Source organism: Ruminococcus hominis, assembly GCF_014287355.1.
Lineage (GTDB): Bacteria > Bacillota > Clostridia > Lachnospirales > Lachnospiraceae > Schaedlerella > Schaedlerella hominis.
This window is the reverse complement of the sequence record NZ_JACOPE010000001.1, coordinates 709,721-730,039: the sequence shown is the minus strand read 5'-3', so window position 1 is coordinate 730,039 and position 20,319 is coordinate 709,721. Positions and strand designations below refer to the sequence as shown.

Annotated in this window: 18 protein-coding genes; 3 read left to right on the top strand and 15 right to left on the bottom strand. The window is 41.2% G+C overall.

The features are described from left to right. Positions 1-2 precede the first annotated feature (2 nt). From tsaB to H8S40_RS03165, 9 genes are all read right to left on the bottom strand, one after another. Positions 3-1,190 carry a tRNA (adenosine(37)-N6)-threonylcarbamoyltransferase complex dimerization subunit type 1 TsaB gene (tsaB, locus tag H8S40_RS03210; RefSeq protein ID WP_186864535.1) on the bottom strand — a complete coding sequence of 396 codons (1,188 nt, stop codon included), beginning with the start codon at positions 1,188-1,190 and terminating at the stop codon, positions 3-5. A 68-nt stretch (positions 1,191-1,258) separates the two neighbouring features. Then, positions 1,259-1,684 (bottom strand): tRNA (adenosine(37)-N6)-threonylcarbamoyltransferase complex ATPase subunit type 1 TsaE, encoded by a 426-nt coding sequence (gene tsaE / locus H8S40_RS03205; protein ID WP_022076314.1) that lies wholly within the window; start codon positions 1,682-1,684, stop codon positions 1,259-1,261. Between the two features lie 111 nt (positions 1,685-1,795). Further along, entirely contained in the window at positions 1,796-2,974 is a 1,179-nt protein-coding gene (locus tag H8S40_RS03200) for a phosphoribosylaminoimidazolecarboxamide formyltransferase (protein ID WP_117992098.1), read from the bottom strand. Positions 2,975-3,020: 46 nt separating this feature from the next. After that, positions 3,021-3,734, bottom strand: a complete 714-nt coding sequence (locus H8S40_RS03195; protein WP_022076316.1) for an IMP cyclohydrolase — start codon at positions 3,732-3,734, stop codon at positions 3,021-3,023. A 169-nt stretch (positions 3,735-3,903) separates the two neighbouring features. Continuing rightward, on the bottom strand, positions 3,904-5,460 hold the full coding sequence (locus tag H8S40_RS03190; protein ID WP_022076317.1) for an ABC-F family ATP-binding cassette domain-containing protein: 1,557 nt from the start codon (positions 5,458-5,460) through the stop codon (positions 3,904-3,906). A 12-nt stretch (positions 5,461-5,472) separates the two neighbouring features. Continuing rightward, a complete protein-coding gene (locus H8S40_RS03185) occupies positions 5,473-6,507 on the bottom strand; it encodes an NUDIX domain-containing protein (RefSeq protein ID WP_186864534.1) in 1,035 nt (344 codons plus the stop codon). A gap of 211 nt (positions 6,508-6,718) precedes the next feature. Then, the gene (locus H8S40_RS03180) at positions 6,719-7,237 is read right to left on the bottom strand and encodes a zinc-ribbon domain-containing protein (protein ID WP_186864533.1); all 519 of its coding nucleotides are present in this window, start codon (positions 7,235-7,237) and stop codon (positions 6,719-6,721) included. Between the two features lie 762 nt (positions 7,238-7,999). Continuing rightward, positions 8,000-9,175, bottom strand: coding sequence for an IS91 family transposase (locus tag H8S40_RS03170; RefSeq protein WP_186864522.1), 1,176 nt, complete (start codon positions 9,173-9,175; stop codon positions 8,000-8,002). 2 nt (positions 9,176-9,177) lie between these two features. Further along, positions 9,178-10,020 carry a tyrosine-type recombinase/integrase gene (locus H8S40_RS03165; protein WP_118738506.1) on the bottom strand — a complete coding sequence of 281 codons (843 nt, stop codon included), beginning with the start codon at positions 10,018-10,020 and terminating at the stop codon, positions 9,178-9,180. Positions 10,021-10,342: 322 nt separating this feature from the next. On the opposite strand from H8S40_RS03165, the gene H8S40_RS03160 reads away from it, so the two are divergent. Together H8S40_RS03160 and H8S40_RS03155 are read left to right on the top strand one after the other, a co-directional pair. Further along, entirely contained in the window at positions 10,343-10,537 is a 195-nt protein-coding gene (locus H8S40_RS03160; protein WP_118738255.1) for a hypothetical protein, read from the top strand. A gap of 107 nt (positions 10,538-10,644) precedes the next feature. Beyond that, a complete protein-coding gene (locus H8S40_RS03155; RefSeq protein WP_147365759.1) occupies positions 10,645-10,914 on the top strand; it encodes a hypothetical protein in 270 nt (89 codons plus the stop codon). 414 nt (positions 10,915-11,328) lie between these two features. Here the strand turns inward: H8S40_RS03155 and H8S40_RS03150 are convergent, their stop codons facing one another. The 3 genes from H8S40_RS03150 to H8S40_RS03140 form a co-directional block, all read right to left on the bottom strand. Beyond that, positions 11,329-13,641 carry an alpha-L-rhamnosidase-related protein gene (locus tag H8S40_RS03150; RefSeq protein WP_118738254.1) on the bottom strand — a complete coding sequence of 771 codons (2,313 nt, stop codon included), beginning with the start codon at positions 13,639-13,641 and terminating at the stop codon, positions 11,329-11,331. 110 nt (positions 13,642-13,751) lie between these two features. Continuing rightward, positions 13,752-15,101 carry an MFS transporter gene (locus H8S40_RS03145; RefSeq protein WP_186864532.1) on the bottom strand — a complete coding sequence of 450 codons (1,350 nt, stop codon included), beginning with the start codon at positions 15,099-15,101 and terminating at the stop codon, positions 13,752-13,754. A gap of 34 nt (positions 15,102-15,135) precedes the next feature. Further along, positions 15,136-17,415, bottom strand: coding sequence for a glycoside hydrolase family 3 C-terminal domain-containing protein (locus H8S40_RS03140; protein WP_118725300.1), 2,280 nt, complete (start codon positions 17,413-17,415; stop codon positions 15,136-15,138). 208 nt (positions 17,416-17,623) lie between these two features. On the opposite strand from H8S40_RS03140, the gene H8S40_RS03135 reads away from it, so the two are divergent. Further along, positions 17,624-18,820 (top strand): helix-turn-helix transcriptional regulator, encoded by a 1,197-nt coding sequence (locus H8S40_RS03135; protein ID WP_118725301.1) that lies wholly within the window; start codon positions 17,624-17,626, stop codon positions 18,818-18,820. An 11-nt stretch (positions 18,821-18,831) separates the two neighbouring features. On the opposite strand, the gene H8S40_RS03130 is transcribed toward H8S40_RS03135, so the two are convergent. From H8S40_RS03130 to H8S40_RS03120, 3 genes are all read right to left on the bottom strand, one after another. Continuing rightward, on the bottom strand, positions 18,832-19,224 hold the full coding sequence (locus tag H8S40_RS03130) for a TIGR03943 family putative permease subunit (RefSeq protein WP_366482192.1): 393 nt from the start codon (positions 19,222-19,224) through the stop codon (positions 18,832-18,834). A 157-nt stretch (positions 19,225-19,381) separates the two neighbouring features. Continuing rightward, positions 19,382-19,531 carry a hypothetical protein gene (locus tag H8S40_RS03125; RefSeq protein ID WP_186864531.1) on the bottom strand — a complete coding sequence of 50 codons (150 nt, stop codon included), beginning with the start codon at positions 19,529-19,531 and terminating at the stop codon, positions 19,382-19,384. Beyond that, positions 19,521-20,261 (bottom strand): helix-turn-helix domain-containing protein, encoded by a 741-nt coding sequence (locus H8S40_RS03120; protein WP_186864530.1) that lies wholly within the window; start codon positions 20,259-20,261, stop codon positions 19,521-19,523. Before H8S40_RS03120 ends, H8S40_RS03125 begins: the two co-directional genes overlap by 11 nt. Between the last annotated feature and the right edge of the window lie 58 nt (positions 20,262-20,319).

The window sequence follows — 20,319 nt, the reverse complement described above, 5'->3', positions numbered from 1 at the left end:
CTCTATTTTTTCGTTGGTATCACCGCACGACTCATTAAAATCGCATCTTCAATCGGATTTTTATAATAATTTTCACGGATTCCGTCCTGTGTAAAGCCATGCTTTTCGTAAAATGCTCTTGCATCGTCATTGCTGACACGAACATCCAACATAATAATCTGTATCTGGTTCTCCCAGCAGATTACATCTAATGCATGTATCAATTCTGATGCGACACCAAATCTTCTTGATTCTTTTAAGACCGCGATTCGGGCAATATCAGCCTCATCATCTGCTGTATAGACAATACAATATCCCACAATTTTCCCAATCTTTTCTGCTACAAGACAAATTGTTTTTGGATTACGAAGTGTATCAAGAATCGCCTTCTCACTCCAAGCATCTGAAAATGTCTGGTGTTCCATCTCTGCGATTGCTGCCGCATCTTCTACTTTCATCTGACGAATCGATACAACAGCCTTACGTTCTTTTTCCGCACGCTCTCTTTCTGCCTGTGATACACGCAGATAGTCCGGCTGATGTTCCATTGCCGTCTCAAATTTTTCCTCTTTATAATACTGAATTCCAAGAGCTCCGACTACTGCTGCTCTCTGACGGTTCGCACTCGCAGGTGCAAAAGAAAATGGTACACGCATCTTTTCTCTGATTACATCCTGATATACCGGCACTCCATCTCCGAGAAATACAACCGGTCTTCCATGTATATTCAAGCGCTCTATTAACTCGTCTATTGGCGATGCATTCTGTGCTTCTAATACATCCAGTACCATTTCTGTCTCCTTACTTCCTTCCAGTTCTCTTCTTGCAAATGTGTACATTCCTGTATAAACTTGCTTTCTTCTGGCATCCATAATAGGACAAATAATGTCCTGGCACCCATAAAGATTATACGCAAGTCCATCTACTGTCGGCACGTGTATCAATGGTTTCTCCAATGCCAGTCCCAATCCTTTTGCCGTAGCTGACCCAATTCGAAGACCTGTAAATGAACCTGGTCCTCCTGCTACAGCAATCGCATCTATTGATTTCAGTTCAAGTTCTATCATCTTCCCCATTGTATCGATCATCGGCAACAATGTCTGTGAATGTGTCTTTTTAAAATTTACTGTATATTCCGCAATTGTTTGCGTATCTTCTACAACTGCCACTGTTGCAGTCATTCCTGAGCTGTCAATTGCCAGTACTCTCATATGCTCCTCCTGTCACCTAGTTAACCAAGAAAGGTCAGACAACGCTGACCTTTTCCCAACTGTGTTTTTTATCGTTCTTCTATCGTAATTCTCCGATACTCAAATCCTTCTTGAAGATCTTTTTCAATAATGATCTCTGTACGTCTTTCAGGAAGTATCTCTTCGATCAAATTCGCCCATTCAATCAGCGATACGCCTTCCCCCATCACATATTCATCAAAACCGACTTCATCCATCTCTTCTACATCACCAATACGATATACATCAAAATGATAAAATGGAAGTCGTCCACCCTCATAAACCTGAACGATTGTGAATGTCGGACTGTTCACAGGCTCTGTGATTCCTAATCCATGTGCAAATCCCTGTGTAAATACAGTTTTGCCAACGCCTAGATCTCCTGTCAAAGTAAATACTTGTCCCGGTACGGCTTTCTTTGCCAGATCAACACCAATCTGAAATGTCTGTTCAGGACTTCTCGTCTCTAATACCATAGTGTTTCCTCCATATAGTAGTGACTATACCACATTACCCTCGTTTTTTCCAGTCCCACGGCACAAAAAAAGAATGTACCAAAGCACATTCTTTTTTATTTTTAGTATATTTTAATGGTGGAATAAACGAATTCCTGTAAATGCCATTGCCATGCCATATTTATTACATACTGAAATTACGTTGTCATCTCTCACTGAGCCGCCCGGCTGTGCAATATATTTTACACCACTCTTATGAGCTCGTTCGATATTATCTCCAAATGGGAAGAATGCATCGGAACCAAGCGAAACATCTGTCATCTTATCCAGCCATGCACGTTTTTCTTCTCTTGTAAATACTGCTGGTTTTTCTTTAAATGTATTCTCCCAAACACCATCTGCAAGAACATCCATATATTCTTCTCCAATATAGAGATCGATTGCATTATCGCGATCCGCACGTCCGATTCCATCTTTAAACTGAAGTCCCAGAACCTGTGGAGACTGACGAAGCCACCAGTTGTCTGCCTTCTGTCCTGCCAGACGTGTACAATGAATACGAGACTGCTGTCCTGCTCCGATACCGATTGCCTGTCCGCCCTTTACATAACATACAGAGTTTGACTGTGTATATTTTAATGTGATCATAGAAATTGCAAGGTCCATCTTAGCTGAATCAGGAATTTCCTTATTATCTGTTACAACATTTGAGAAAAACTCATCATCAATCTTCAACTCATTTCTTCCCTGTTCAAATGTAATTCCAAATACTTCTTTATGTTCCAATGGAGCCGGCACGTAATTTGGATCGATCTGAATAACATTGTAATTTCCTTTTTTCTTCTGTTTCAACAATTCCAATGCTTCCGGCTCAAATCCAGGTGCGATTACACCATCTGAGACCTCTCTCTTGATCAATCTCGCTGTATCTACATCACACACATCAGAAAGTGCAATAAAATCACCGAATGAAGACATTCTGTCTGCACCTCTTGCTCTTGCATATGCTGATGCCAGTGGAGAAAGTTCTCCAAGGTCATCTACCCAGTAAATTTTTGCAAGTGTCTCATCTAACGGAAGTCCCACTGCTGCTCCTGCCGGTGAAACATGTTTAAATGATGTTGCTGCCGGAAGACCTGTTGCCTTTTTCAATTCTGATACAAGCAGCCAGCCATTAAATGCATCCAGGAAGTTAATATATCCCGGACGTCCGCATAATACCTGGATTGGAAGTTCACTTCCGTCAGCCATATAAATTCTTGAAGGTTTCTGATTTGGATTACAACCATATTTTAATTCTAATTCTTTCATCTTATCTGCTCCTCTTACTAATTGTATTTCACAGTTCTGATATTATTTAGTTATTTTTATTTACAATCTTTGTCTCGTATTTTCCTGTCTCAATATCGATGTAGCGGACAAATAATGAAACTTTATTTTCTTCATTCAGGCTGTTCCATAACAACTCTGTAAAACTCTCCATATCATTTGGAATTCCAATTAACTTTGGCTCTCCTTCAAAGCTTGGAAGCGGATTACCGTCATGCATATATGTATGAATAAAATGTCCCTCACCTGCTGCCGGATTCTCGTATGCAAATGTATAACGATTACAGCTTTCCGGATTACCATTATTACTTTTCAAAATAGACATTGCATAGTTATACTTTCCGTCTTCCAAATGCATCACACCTGAAATACGTGGTGTATAATTCGGTCCGTCCGGCTCAAACTCACGTGAACGAAGAGACTGTTCGAATGTAAGCTGTTTATCCATTCCCTCGTAAATTGTATCTGTCTGATCTCCGTTTGTAACAATTGTTTTGTTTCCAAGCACACGTACCGGTGCATAAATAATCAGACTTGGATCTGTCAATTTGGATGGATCAAACGCCTGTGTGCGGATACCTTCCCCATCTTCCACAAACACACGATTACGGCTGTTCTCACTTCTCCCCATAATAAAATAAGCTGCTACAGCTTTTGTACCATCTTCACTTTTTCCAAGGATGATTCCTCTTCCCGGATAAGTGTTATTCTTCAGTTCCTGTTCAATGGATAACATTTTCATTGATGATTCTCCTTTGTTTTCAAACTTAATTTTCATTTTTTCGCATACTCTTATTATAACTATGAAATTTTTTAAGTTCAATATGCTCACCATCAATACATTCTAATAAGTACTTATTAGTTACCCGGCACAGACACTTCGAAAAATCACTCTTATCCCCGCAAATCTATCAGAAAACTTTTGTTGTCCAGCGGCTCATATCCCAGACATCATTTACTACATCTTTGTAAAATTCCGGTTCATGACAGATTAGCAAAATGCTTCCCCGATATTCCTGTAATGCTTTCTTTAATGAATCCTTTGCATCCACATCCAAATGATTCGTCGGCTCATCTAAAAGCAAAATATTCGTATCTCTGTTCATCAGCTTACAAAGACGCACCTTTGCCTGCTCTCCTCCGCTAAGTACCCTCACCTGACTTTCAATATGCTTTGTCGTCAATCCACATTTCGCCAGTGCAGAACGCACTTCATATTGAGTAAACGAAGGGAATTCTTCCCAAATCTCCTCAATACAGGTATTTCGGTTATCACCTTTTACTTCCTGTTCAAAATAACCAATCTGTAAATTTTCACCCAGCTCACACTTTCCGGACAGAGAAGGAATCAGCCCTAAAATACTCTTCAACAATGTAGTTTTTCCAATACCGTTCGTTCCTACCAGAGCAATTTTATTTCCACGTTCCATAGAAAAATTCAAAGGTTTTGACAATGGCTCATCATATCCTGTAACAAGATTCTCTGTCTCAAATAAAATTTTTCCAGGAGTTCTTCCATACTGAAATTTAAACTGTGGCTTCGGTCTCTCTGCCGCCAATTCGATTACATCCATTTTATCCAGTTTTTTCTGGCGTGACATAGCCATATTTCTTGTAGAAACACGCGCTTTATTACGCGCCACAAAATCTTTCAGTTCACTGATTTCCTGCTGCTGACGACGATACGCAGCCTCCAGCTGTGCTTTTTTTACTGCATAAACTTCTTGAAAATGATCATAATCTCCGACATAACGATTCAGTTCCTGATTCTCCATGTGATAAATAATATTTACCACATCATTCAAAAACGGAATGTCATGCGAGATCAATATAAATGCATTTTCATAATCCAATAAATATCGTTTCAGCCAGACAATATGTTCCTCATCCAGGTAGTTTGTCGGCTCATCTAACAAAAGGATATCTGGTTTTTCTAAAAGCAGTTTTGCCAGGAGCACTTTTGTTCTCTGACCTCCACTTAAATCTGTCACATCCCTCTCAAGCCCCAGATCAAGCAGACCCAGTGCTCTTGCCACCTCTTCTACTTTTGCATCAATTGTATAAAAATCATGTAGTGTCAGCTCGTCCTGGATTGTTCCAAGTTCTTCCATAAGCTCCGTCATCTGCTCATCATCTGCTGTTCCTAACATATCACAGATTTCATTCATTCTCTGTTCTTTTTGCAAAAGCGGATCAAACGCTGCTTTTAATGCTTCACGGATCGTCATCCCACTTTTTAAAACTGCATGCTGATCCAAATATCCTGCATGCACATTTTTCGCCCATTCTACTTTCCCTTCATCCGGCAGCAATTTTCCGGTAACAATACTCATAAATGTGGATTTTCCTTCACCATTAGCCCCCACCAGACCGATGTGCTCGCCCTTCAAAAGACGGAATGATACATCCGAAAAAATCGCACGATCTCCAAATCCATGTGATAAATGTTCTACATTTAATATACTCATCTTGCTCTCCTACTATATATTTTTCTCAGACAGTATTCCGAGTTTCTCTCCAATCATATCAAATTCTTCCAGATAAATACAGTTCGGTAACGATTTATTTTTAATCTTTGCTCTGCATTCTGAAAAATCCATCCAAATAACTTCGGATACTTCTGACTCTTGTAATGTAAGCGTTGTAATATCAACCGGTTTCCGATAAAGGTAAACCGTACTCAATTCGTTATCTTTGAATAGTCTTCCATGAAATACAGCTTCAAACTTTCCTCTATGAACTCCAACCTCTGTCAAATCATCTTCCGTCGCCTCAATTCCCAGTTCTTCCCGCAATTCTCGCAGAGCACTTTCGAGAGTCTCATCTCCTGCGTCCACATGCCCTGCTGAAGAAATGTCATAACTTCCCGGATTAGAGTCCTTACAAAGACTTCTCTTCTGCAATAGTACATCATAACCACTCTTGTCATTTTTTCTGACGATCCATGTATGAACAGTTGCATGAAGTGCCCCCTCCCGGTGTGCCACCCCACGTTCTTTTACAACTCCCGTTTTACTACCATCCGGATTAATAACATCAAAAAGCTCCATTGGTATGCCGTCGAGTGCTGCATATTCCAACACATCGGATTTGTTATATACTAATTTCAACGAAAAGAAGTCTTCCCTCTCGTCCAATAAACGGAAGAAAATACGGTCACCTTCCCATAAGTTCAATTCTTTGATTCTATCTTTTTCAACCCATTCAAGAACACCTTCATCGCATTCTATCGGCACTCCCGTAAATGCATCTGCCGTATAAAGCGACATATATTCAATGACATCTTCTCCATAGACAAATGTTACAATCCCGCGATATTTCCACGATGTCAGCGTATACCCGGTCTCTTCTTTAACCTCTCTAAGAAGACACTCTTCCGGGCTTTCTCCATGCTCAAAATGTCCTCCCACTCCAATCCATTTATCCTTATTCACATCATTTTTCTTCACAACACGATGAAGCATCAGGTATTTGTTATCCTGTTCGATGTAACATAATGTACTTTCTTTTCTCATTTCTAATCCCTCTCTTTTATATCAACGCAATCCATTACAAATACAAGCCACATACAACTCACTATTAATATTACTTTTTCAGCACAGAAAACACAAGAAAATATCCTGACAAGTTACAAAGTTAAAACACTTTATACTTATCAGGATACTTCTATTCTACACTGCAAAGCTAAATTTCTTTATTTTTACACGTATTTTTTATCATTATTCCTTACATCATGCTATTTAAAATTCCGCCTCCTATGATGCTCAGCAAAATCACTAATCCAATACTTACGAGTATCCAGATAAGTGCTGCTCTGGCATAATTCTTTCGATTAATATTTGTATTTCCAGAAAATGCCCATATAAGCAAGAAAATAAATCCAATTATAGGAACAAATGACAACAGTGACATCAGGAAAAAATCAAGCACTGTCAACGGTGCATCAAGTGCAGGATTCTTACTCACAGTCTGTTGTTGTGTACCATTAAGATTATATGGTGGCACCTGCCCCTGCTGTACCTGTGGTGGAATCTGCGTATATGGTGCCTGTGGCGGCACCTGTGTAGGCTCTGTCTGTGGTGGTGTCTGCATATGCTGCGCCTGTGGCGGCACCTGTGTAGGCTCTGTCTGTGGTGGTTGCTGTGGTTTTGGAGCAACGAATGGTTCTACCACTATTTTATGCCCACATACTGTACAAAATTTACTGCCATCCGGAATTTGTGCTGAACAATTTTTGCAAATCATACCTTTCCCTCCTAGTTTTTATTCTTTTCTTTATTTGAGTTCTTTCCGAACATACTCCAAAATGTAGCTACTACAATGAGTAACCCTAGAGGAATCGCAATACAACAATACAGAATTTCTATTGGATCACTCTCTGAATTCAATTTATAATTGCCTTTTCTCGTGCCCAATATGTTCTCTATAATTATAATAAACAATATAAAAATGTTTTTCACTATTACTTGTGTTAGTAATCTGCATTTTTCTTTATATTGTAGAAAAATTCCAGAAGTAATAATGCTTCCGGGATGGATAATACAAACGTCACACCTACGCAAGTAACCTTCTGGCAAACAGAGCTGCACCAAAGACTGTGCAGGAATTATAGAACACTCAGATGTCAGTACCACAATGAATGTCTATACTCATTCCACAAGAAAAGTCAAGCAGGAATCTGCAAAGCTGGGATGCCTGTAAAATAGGGAAAGCCAGCCAAATATTTCGTCAAATTGTTAAGGAAACAATCGGAGTTGTTGTAAACGAAAAAGCAGTCTTGCGGTTTTATCAAACTGCCCTTTCGTTTACATCAATTTCGATTTTTCCTTGGTGAACAAAGTCGCGTCCCTTTCGCCACTATCTATGGGAATTCAATCTTTACTCTCTTCTATAAGTTTATCATGTCTCGTGTTTTATTGACAGCTAGTTTTTGCCAAAAGAATTATTTTTAGGCATGACAAACAGACTCCCTTTGCGGAAGTTTTTTGAAGTATTCAGTTGTATATTTTAACATCTCATATACGCTAAAACAGATGGTGTATGCTTATCTGGAAGATGTGGAACCATTTTTCCGCCACAGGAAGAACACATGCATACATCTATGTTATATAGCAGCTTTATCATTTCAGCGGCACTTCGATTTTTCAATGCAGAAATATATTTTTTACATCCAAGCAGATTTCTACAGTGCGTCATCTTTTTGCTCTTGTTTCGGCACGACAGCAAACCATAGTGCCGGATTCTAACAAAACGTTTTGGAGGAACATGCATTAAAAATCGACGGATGAATTCCTCGCCTGGAACTGTTTTCTCTTTCCACTGACCTTTGTTTTTATAGTCTTTTACAGCATATGTAACAGTTGTTTCCGTCATGGACTTGATCCGATGATTACTGATTGCTATCCTGTGAGTATATTTCCCAAGATAATTTATGACTGACTGTGCTCCATTAAATGTTTCCTTACAATAAGCAACCCAGTCTTTTTTATAGCACTCATCGAGAAGTTCTTTGAAGCAATAGTGGTTTTGATATTTCTCCGCTGTATCATGAAACTCAAGCTTTGAATCATTCCACAGGCTTTTTAATTCGCACAAATATTTCCCACGGAACACTTTTGCAACGACCCCATACGGGAGAAAAAACTTCCCACCGGTATCTTTCCATTTGTTGTCCTTATCAAGTCCACCACCAAGAACAATGGTATGTATATGAGGATGATAATTCATTGCAGAACCCCATGTATGAAGAATACAGATATATCCGATGTCAGCTCCCAGATACTTTGAATCTTTTGCCAGTTCGTTCAGAGTGGAAGATGCAGCATGATACAGTGCATCATACAGAAGTTTCTGATTACTATAAATAACTGGATTCAATTCTTCCGGAACCGTAAAAACAACATGATAATAAGGTGTATCCAATACATTCTCCTTTTGTGCATCAATCCATTTTTCTTTCGGAAACTCCTGGCACATGGGACAACACCTGCTTCTGCATGAATTGTTGTGAACACTGATACAGCCACATTCCTCACAGACACTGATATTCACACCAAAAGCCCCTGTTTTACAGTTCATGATGTGAAAAGCGGTTTTTCTGTGGTGCGCAGGAATCTCATGTGTTTTTTTATAAACAGGATAAAACCGTTCAAAGACATCCTGTATCGTACATGATTTTTCCACGATTACTCACCACCCATCTCATCAAATGGGCTTTTAATACCGAGCAGAGTCTTATTACTTACATGAAGATAAATCTCTGTTGATCTTGGATCACGGTGTCCCAAAAGGGCCTGAATATATTTCACGTCACACCCGGCTTCGAACAGATGACTTGCGAAACTATGGCGCAAACAGTGTGTAGAGACATGTTTCTGAATTCCAGCCCTTTTTGCACTTTTATGGAAGAACTGAATGACACTGTCCTTCACAAGATAATCGCCAGTCCATGAACTTGGAAACAGAATCCCTGTTGGTCTGCCGCACTTAAACCAGTATTCCGTAAGTATCTCAAGTATACGGTCAGCAAGTAGGGTATAACGGTCAAAACGACTTTTGCCATCACGGATGTGTATTGTTTTGTTTGTGCGTGAAATATCATCATAGTAAAGGTGCGTGACTTCTGATACCCGAAGACCACCTGAATACATTGTAGCAATCATGGCTTTATGTTTCAGGTTTGGCGTTGCATCCAGAATCGCTGATATCTCTGCTTTCGTAAGCACGATTGGCAGGCTCCTGTCTCTTTTCATACGTGGGATATCATCGTCATCCCAATTCATCTTTAATACTTTTTTATAAAAGAAACGAATACCGGAATGATAGTGGTTGTATGTTTCCGGTGAAATCCCGGAAAGTCTTTTTTCTGTGAGAAATGTGTCAACATCATCTGTTGTCAGAGCATCTATTGGCTTATCAGTATATTTTAAAAAGTGAGCAACACTTGTACAGTATGCATGAATAGTAGAATCTCTTAGATTCCGTTTGTTTGCAGCATTTGTAATCTGGCTAAATATTTCATCGTACATAATAAAATCCTCCATGTAAAATCAGTAGTTAATGAAAACCCTGCTTACATGGAGGTGCATTAGCATAATAAAACCGCTTGTCAGAAAAGCGGTCAAATGGTATTCTTTTCATAGGCAGTGGTGTCTTTCTGTATTGAATTGTTTTGTGTGGTAACTTTACAATATCAAATACTGGTAAGAATTGCCATTGCCTATTTTATTATTGAGAAAAAGAAAGCTGTGCCACAGCCTTGGCAGGCCATCGCGCAGCGATTTTGTTCAATCTGAAATTATTGAGGATTACAACAAGCCTCGTCTCATCGACTATAAAGGATACAACCATATGCACTTAAATGGGTTTGTTGATGTGATCAGCAAAGCTTTTCTTGATATTGTAATTCAGCCAGGTCAGAACCCTGATGAAAGGCAAGCCTTTCACATGATGCTCGACCATTTTAGTCCGGACAATCCGCAGAAATATATTGTAACCGCTGATCGTGGTTATGAAAGATCAGTCGGATGTGTACCGATATATTAATCCGAGTAAAAACACACCTCATTTTTATGAGCTTCTTGACAGAGATAGGAGACATCTTTACTTCATGCAGTTTCGTGTCGTAAAAATAAAAACTGCAGAAAATACATATGAGTATCTCATCACAAATCTGCCCTACAGCTTTACTATGGAAGAAAACAAGAAAAAAAGAACGGAAGAATGATAACAAATATCTTTACGAAATCGACATTTCTTCTGCTCTGAAAACAGCAAGAAAGTTCTTTATTCGTAGGGACTCCGATAAACCTATTGATATCATTAAGTTGATGTTGAAATGCGTCCATGCTGTAAAAGAAAAATTCCGACAATTTGACCGTTCCCTCCGTGGAATCAGTGCGATTCATTTCGGATATCGATAGCCTTAGGCTCTACCACTGAAGATTGTCATTTTTAACAGATGAACAGCATCTGTCTTATCAGCATGCACTTTTTTCTGAATCTGTATTTCCAAGCACCAAAACATCCTCTTGCACATGTTTCAATGCAAATTCGAACAAAACCTCGAACACCTAGCTTAATGGCATTGCCTGGTATTGCTATATATGGGCACTTTTACCTGTTTATCGATGCCTTTTACCCGCTCTTGTGCATCACGGCAGGTGACAGGCGGCAGCAAGCTGCAGGACTTTTATATTCACGAAGCGTTAGTATTCATTGAACAGAATTTCCAGAATGAGATTTCCGTGGAAGATATCGCCGAGGGAATGGCGGAATCAGAACCGGGCAGGGATATAGCCTCCCGGTTCCTTTCCGCCTCATGTTATATCTTCAGATTATTTCACAACTTCCATTCCGTCCGGCACTTGATAGCTTACTTCTATCTCTCCGTTCTCTTCTTTCTCCCATTCCACGTGTACCATACCGAATTTTGTTGCCACATCGCCTTTCGCCCATGTCATGTACCCTGGATTCGGATTCACGGATACTTTCTTAAATCCCGGTGCAGCAGGTTTTACTCCAAGCACAACCGCCGGAAGTTCATAAAGTGCAAGCGCACCCCATGCATGGCAGTCGCTGCGTTCGTTGACATTGTCCTCCACACAGGTTGTCAGGTTTTTCTTGATCATATCCCGCCAGAGATTCCACTGCCGGTCTGTGCGTGCGTACAGTCCCGCCTTTTCCATTGCACGGAACAGATAATATGCCATTGCCACAGAACACTGTGCATATTCCTCCGGCGCATCCAGTGTTTTTTCCAGAAATGCTTTTCCTTTGACAATGTCTACAGTATCTGTCAGAATTGCAAACACTTGACAATGCTGGCTGTACTCCGGCACTCCCGGTCCGTCTGTATACATACCGTTTTCATCCACGCAATACCGATTGACTGCCTCTCTCACTGTATTTGCCCGTGTTCGGTACTCTTCTGCCATGCCGTTTCTATCAAGATAGTCCATTACCGCTGCCGCCGAATCCAGTCCCATAATATATAACAAACTCTCCATTGTAATCGGTCCGGACAATCCTGCCTTCGGCATTCCGGTTGTATCATCCCACTGACTTGTCCAGTCAATAAAAGACCAATAGCGATCAAATACATTGAGACCGCCCACTTTTCCTACCAGTCCTCTTTCTTCCAGGTTTCGATTGAAGAATTCCAGAATCCCATCCACAGCTCCCATATGCTGCCGTAAAAACGCCTTATCTCCAAAGAACATCATATGATCATAAAGCATCATAATATAGTAAATAGAAAATCCCGGAATGACATTTGGTCCGTAGCATGGATAGGAACAATTTATCATACCGTCATACCGCTGTGACCTTCGAAAATCATCCATGCATTTTCGCGCCAGCCGGTCATCCGCAGACACCATATAGGTATACAGGATCTGACTGCGGGAATCCATTGCGTACTGAAGCTGTTCATAATACGGACAGTCCTCATAGGTTTCATGCATACAGCGTTTCAGTGTCCGCAGGCTGATATCCCACACCGGTTTTAATGTCTCATCCGAAGTTTCCACCCACGCAGATGCTTCCAAAGGATATCCCGTTTCCAGATAATCCAGTCCTGTGATGTAAAGCGGATCCTCTCCGGTTGTAACATCCACCTGTAAAAAACGAAATGTACGAAACCAAAATGGCTCATACCGTTCCTCTGTTTCTGCAAAACCGCCCACCCGATACGAATCTGTAAAGCCATGAAGGTATCCATTCTCATAATCACAGCGGTCACCCTTAATCGGTGTTGGATTGAATCCTTTTGTTGGACTGTCTTTCGATACATAAGATTCTGAAGTCAGCAGCTTCACTGTACTTCCGCTTCCTCCCTGCATTCTTAAAGAAAGATATCCTGTTGTCAGTTCTCCCGCACTGATTTCCACCGTTTCGTGACTGTTTGCTGGAATACATACCCTGCTTTTTCCTGCCAGCATGTTATTCCATATTTTCTTTTCAGAAGATGATTGGAAGTTTCCAAACAGTCCTGCAAACTTCCGCTTTTCCAATTTCATATGTGGGATGGTGCGAGGAAGCAAATTGTATGGACTGACTGCTTTATCCATTTGCAAAATATTATATTCCACCGCATTTTCCCATGCATCTGCAATATACTCTATCGATTTCCAGCCTGCATTTTCCGGTATTCCACAGCGTGATTCAAAGATAAACAGCGGAGAAAATAGAAATGACTCCGGTACGATTTCATAATGCTCTTCCAATTTACATTTCCACGAAGCATCCGTAGAAAATCCGAAAGCTTCCTCTGTTTCCGCATGCAGTTCTTTGACAAACAGTCCCGGAATATCCGTACGAAATACAGAATGACTTCCTTTTTTATGAACCGGAGGATAACGCAGCACTTCCACTGCGATTACATTTTCTCCTGCTGCCAGATATGGTGCAGCATCGACTTCGTCAAAATACCAGACCATTCTGTCGCCCTTGCTTGGTCCTACACAAACTAACCGGTCATTGATATACAGCTTGTATCTGGAATCTGCCGAAATCTGTATCTTCCGCTCATCCGGTATCTCCTTTACAGAAACAATCTTTCTGAAATAAGCAAGCTGTGTTTTATTTCCGGCACTTTCCTGCCAGCCGTTTCCCCATATCCATCCGGTTGTAGGTATCTGAAACTCCATAATTTCCCTTCCTTTCTTAAATATTATTTCTCAAACGTCCATGTACAGAGGACACACCGCCCTCTGTACACCTATATTGTCTATTATCCTTATTATATGGAATGCATTGTCTACTCTGCCTGTACTGTACCTCTTTTTTCTGCAAGAATCCGATTCTGCTCCTCTAATTTCTCTTTTGTCAGCGGATAACCCTTGCCAAAAATCACAATTGCAAGCAAATCCACCAGAGCAGGCAGTCCGATCAAGCACAAAATGATTACGGTAATTACGCTGTCCGGCTGTGTCTTTGCTGCGGCATCAAATCCTGCCAGTGCCAGAAGATACCCTGGGATTGCACCACCGATACCCATTGCACATTTTGAAATAAAGCTGGAAAGTGATGCTATCGCACCTTCTGCTCGAATTCCCATAGACAGTTCAATGTAATCTGTATTATCTGCCTGTATTCCGTAATTCAACGGTGCTGCAAATCCGCTTCCGATACCGGTAATCAGTGCTGAAATGACCAGAATCGGAATACTTCTCACATCAATCAGACGAATCAGCGGCGTCAGGCCTGCAATGGCAAGGCCGATTGCATACATTTTTTTCTTTCCGTATTTTCCAATCAGTTTACTTACAAACATGGTTGCCGGAAAGATTGTAATACACATTACCAGTGTCAGAATTGCAGACCAGCTCAAATTTCCGAGAACATATGTATAATAATATGTATTTACCGCACTGACAATATTGCCTCCGATTGTGTACAGAAGAATTGCCAAAAAAGTAATATATACCGGCTTCCGACTCAGGATTCTAAACAGTTCTTTTACTGTATAGCTCTTGCCCTTCTGCGGTTTGATACGTTCCTTCACCCCTGCTGTACCGAGAATAGAGCAAATAAATACAACTGCTGTACCTATCAAAATCATATGGATGTATCCCTGCTTGTTGGAAGCATCTCCCAGAATAAGCGGAGCAGCCACACCAATAACAAGTGCTCCTACTACATATGCCAATCCCTTAATGGAGCTCAGAGAGTTTCTTTCATTCATATCTGCCGTCATAACCGGGAGCAGACTATTTAAAGAAATGTCCATTACAGGGAACAGTACGCCAAGCAACAGATAGGAAATGTATGCGATAATCAGCTTTCCACCCGGTGCAAGCATTGGTCCGAACCACAGCATGAGGAAGTTTAGACTGCACAAAACAGTCCCTACAATCAGACTTGGCCGGAAATGTCCATGCTTTGTATTCGGCAAATGGTCGATTACAAATCCTACTAACGGGTCATTGAGCCCGTCCAGAATACGTGCAATCAAAAACAATGTCGCACACGCCGCCGGACTCAGCCCGCAGATGTTGGTATAAAAAATCAACAGATATCCGTTAATCAGTGTCATAATCGGAATATTTCCAAAGTTTACTGCCGCATAAGACAGCTTTTCTCTCATTTTAATCTTATCGTGATTCATGTTTTTACCCTCTTTCCAAATTTATCCTTCACCTTTATCTGCAAAGCGCATCCAACTGTGTGATTATAGCCTCTACCTGCTCTCCCGGAACGCCGAAACTAATCAATGATTTCATCGGCATACCATCCAGAAGTGCTTTCATCATTGCCGCATCCGATTCTGAATCCGAGGCGCTGACAGCTTCCTGACCTTCTTCGGTCTTCGCTGCATTGTTTATCGCTTCCAGCATTTGAGCCATCACCCCGGCGGTTCTCGGGTCAGCCAGTATCTCGCCCACCGTCGTTGCCCCGTCTACTCGAAATGGCAGCTGCTTCTTTGTTTCAAACGAAATTTCTTTCGTAAGACGGATATCGTCGCTTGCATGTCCTACCGCAATTTCATACCTTCCACTTGGAGCATACCAATCCCGGAGTCCCTCGTGATAAAACGACAGGTCTCTTGCACAGATTTCCAGAGATATGGTCTTTGTCTCTCCTGCTTCCAGCATCACCTTTGTGAAACCTTTCAATTCCTTTACCGGGCGGTCCGGTGTACCATTCTTATCACTGATATATAACTGAACAACCTCTTTTCCGGCACATTTTCCTATATTGGAAATTTCTGCTGTAACCGTAATTTTATTTGTATCATTCATGGCTTCCCCGGATACCTGCAGATTTGCATATGAAAAATCCGTATAGGAAAGTCCGTGTCCGAATGCCCAACGTACCGGCTGTTTTTTTGTATCGTAATACCGATATCCCACAAAAATATCTTCCCGGTAATTCACTTTTTTCCCATCTCCGCCAAAAGTAAGAAAACTTGGATTGTCCTCCAGTCGCAACGGGAACGTCTCCGCCAGACGTCCGCTCGGATTTACTTCGCCATAAAGCAGCATATCGCATGCCTCGCCAACGCCCTGTCCGCCCAGATACATTTCCAGAACCGCAGCCACATTCTTTACCCACGGGGTCTCCACCGGACTTCCGTTATGTAGCACAACGACCGTGTTCGGCTGTACTTTTGCAACTTCTTCAATCAACCGATTCTGACATTCCGGCATTTTCATGCTTGTTCTGTCATATCCCTCCGACTCAAACACATCCGGCAGTCCTGCGAAAATCACTGCAACATCTGCCGCTTTTGCTGCTTCTGCCGCCTCTTTGAGCTGCTGTTCATCCACTTCATCCCTGTCACACGGAAAACCTTTTACATATGTAATATTGCGTCCTTTTTCCATCGCTGTTTCCCATGCCGAACTTACTCTGCTTGCGTGAATATGACTGGAACCACCTCCCTGATATCGAGGATTTTCTGCAAACTCACCGATATAGACTACTTTTTGTTCCGGTTTCAACGGAAGCACGCCATTGTTTTCTAAAAGAACCGCACACTCTGTTTCGACTTCTATAGCTTTTTTGTGATCTGCTTCCCTGTCAAATACAGCCTCCGGGTGACGATTATCCACATAAGAGAAAAGAACCTTCAATATTCTTTCCACTGTTTTATCCAACACTGCCTCGTCCAGTGTACCTTCACGGACAGCCTTCACGATTTTTCTGTCATTGTACCCTCCGGATGCAGGCATTTCCAAATCCAATCCCGCTTTCAGTCCCTTTACCCGGTCATTGACTGCCCCCCAGTCTGTCACCACATAACCTTCAAATCCCCATTCATCACGCAGGATTTTTGTCAGAAGTTTTTCATTTTCCGCCGCATATACACCGTTGATTTTATTGTAGCTGCACATAACCGTTTTGGGCTGCGCCGTCTTCACCGCCTCTTCAAAGCCCGGAAGATAGATTTCCCGCAATGCCCGCTCAGACAGTTCTGAGGAACTGCTCATACGGCGGTACTCCTGATTGTTTACGGCAAAATGTTTGATGCTGGTTCCCACATTCCATTTCTGAACCCCTCGAATATAGGCAGCAGCCATCTTCCCTGTCAGATATGGGTCCTCTGATAAATATTCAAAATTTCTTCCGCACAGCGGACTCCTTTTGATATTCACTGCCGGGCCGAGCAGAATACTTAAATTCTCTGCCTGACATTCTTCACCCAGAATCTCACCCATTTTCCCTATCAAATCCACATCAAAACTGGAAGCCGTAGCGCATGCCGCAGGGAAACAGACCGCTTCCACACTCTCATTCAATCCCAGATGATCGGTTTCTCCTGCCTGCTTACGCAGTCCGTGAGGTCCGTCTGACATCATTACTTTCGGAATGCCGAGGCGTTCTATGCTTTTTGTATTCCAAAAATCTGCCCCTGAACACAGCCCAGCTTTTTCTTCCAAAGTCATTTGGGATATTAGTTCTTTTACATCTCGTTCCATTGATAAACTCCTTTTGTCTGACTCATTTGCTTGTTTCTGAGCTGAGTCTAACAGACAACGATTCTCTTTACCGTCAAATATTCCGTTTTTTTGTCATATTTTTGTTTTCTTTCCTTGTAAAAACAAATTCTTGATAGTATTATGTAATTAATGACAGGACTTATTTTCAAAACATTTGATTACATGGACATTTTGCAGGAGGTTTTTTATGACACATCATTCTGATTTAAATTTTCTGGAAGACTTATTTTTACATACTGCTTCACTCTGCCTGTGGAGGTTTTCACCTTCCTTTGAGTTGGAATACAGCAATAGTCTGACCGTCGCCCCCTTGAAAAATATTTTCACATTAAGTTCCAGCTTTCAATACATGCAGGAGCATTTTTCAGAAAAAAACACTCCTGTCTTTCTATTTGATGATTTATTCTTTTTATGGGCAGCAGTCCCAGAATCCGTAAATGATTCCCTTCATGCTGTATATCTTCTGGGTCCGGTATTCAGTTCTACTACATCTGACAGTTACGTAAAAGAAAAAATGGATATCCAGAACATGTCCGTAAAATCTCAAAAGACGCTTCTCGACATCATAGAACAAATTCCAGTGATGCCGACTGCCTTTTTTAGTCGTTATATCTGTCAGCTTTATTATACATTAAACGGAATTTCACTTTCCACAGACCAAATCTGTATGCAGACTCAGACAGCAATGCCTGTTGCACACACAAAAAAAGAGGAAGCTTCAGCGAAGCATGATTCTTACTTTTTGGAAACACAGCTATTGAAAAATATTGAAGACGGTGTATTATTTTCTAATTTTTCGTCTCTGTTTGCCTCTGCACAAATCGGACTTATGTGCCCGGGCGACCCGACCCGCCAGAAAAAAGATGAAGCAATCAGCAGTACCACTCTGTTTACCCGTGCCGCTATCCGCAGTGGTGTTCCGGCGGAAACTGCTTATAATCTCAGTGATTATTACATCCAGTCTGTAGAAGCTGCCAGAACTATTACTGAGGTAATCCAGATTACTGAAACTATGTATTCTGATATTGTACGCCATATCCAGGCAATACGCCAAAGCACCGCCACAAGTTCTCTTGTGCGGGACTGCCAGGCATATATCGATTCGCATCTGACAGAAGCACCGGATTTTGAGCAACTCGCAAGAGAACTTGGCTATACAAAGTATTATCTCACAACCCGCTTTAAAAAAGAAAGCGGCATGACCATCTCAGAATATCTGATGTCACGCCGCATTGATTATGCAAAAACGTTATTAAATAATCCTTATATGAATATTCAGGAAATCAGCGAATCCCTGCATTTCTCCACTCCAAGCCACTTTTCGTCTGTTTTTCGGAAACTGACCGGGATGACGCCGACGGAGTACAGGAAAACTTTACACTAACATTTTGTCTATCAGTTAAAATATACCAGTTCCTCTATCGGCTCTGCAGATTCAATATGCTCTGCATTCAATATCGGTCCTTTTCCCCGATACATCAACAGATTTTCGTAGCTGACTTTCGCCCGGATTGTCACCCACTGTCCTGCTTTGAGTTTCGGTGCATAAGAGCTCTTGCAGACATACCCCCAAAATGAAGTGTCATCTGCACAGCATGTCATCGCCATTCTTCCCGGCATGAAGAATTTGCTTGGGAAACTCTTCGGCTTCAATACTCTGGCTGTGATCTCAATGACTTTTCCTTCATATCGCTCCTGATTCTCCCTACTTAAGTTGACCACATTGGTGCCTGACACCATTGTGCTGTGTACTCTCGTATTCCTGTTCCACTGTCTCGCGGTCTGCATATTTCTTAGAAACTTCTCTTGCCTCTTCAAGAGATTTTCTCACACCGAATACCACAGACCGGTCAGACCTGTCTCATCACATGTCAGATTCATCTTGCCGATGGGGGATGTGTAAGTTGTTGTGTACTGCATCTTCTTCCTCCCTTATCTTCCCTTGTCACTTATAGTTTTTCCTGTGTTCATTCTCTCTGAAAAACTGTTGCATAAGCTCTTTTACATCCAATGCTTTTGCATCTTCCCGATTTACAAAAATACCGTCTTCAAACACTTCATCAAATCCCATAATCACATTTTCTTTACTGTTCATCTTCTTCCTCCAATCCGTATTTTGAAATCAGATAATCAGCCGCAGTTTCATCTAAGACCATCAATTGACTTGTTCCGATTTGTTTTGCATGCAATTTTTCAGTATAATTTGCGATTACTTTTGGATCTTTTTTTGTTATAAAAGACACAACTCCATCAAATCCTTCTGACTTACTCTTTGCACATACAATCGCAAACAGACTTCCTCCAATACCTTCGTATATCCCTTCTGAGCCAACATTTTTAGGTGCGTTTTCCACATATCCGATATAGTAATACATTTCTTTTCTCTGAAATGCTATGCGTCCCTGTAATTTATTGTCAGATAACGTAAACAATTCAATAATGGTATATCCTTGCTTTTGAATATCATACCAATTAAACTTCCACCCGTGAGCAAGATCGTTCTTTGCCTCTGCCGGCGTGATGATACGTTTAATCTCTTCATATCCGGTATCCAATGTCTCTTTTGTTTTTCTGTTCACAATACAATCTGTAACCGTATCCACCTCAATATCTATGATATCTTCTATCCTGCATTGCAGTGCTTTGCTTAACAGCCATAAAGTTCCTGCTGCCGCTTTATTAATATCCCGGGCTTTCGATTCATACTGTTGAATCAGTCTGATATTCACACCTGACTTTTCAGCTAAAAGTCTCTGCGTATACCCTATCATTCTTCGCTGCATGGCAAGATGTGTCTCTTGATGTTCTATGTATTGAAATACCATTTCTATGCACCCTCCTCTTGTACATCTGTGGTAGTATCGTTATACCTCTACAGCTGTA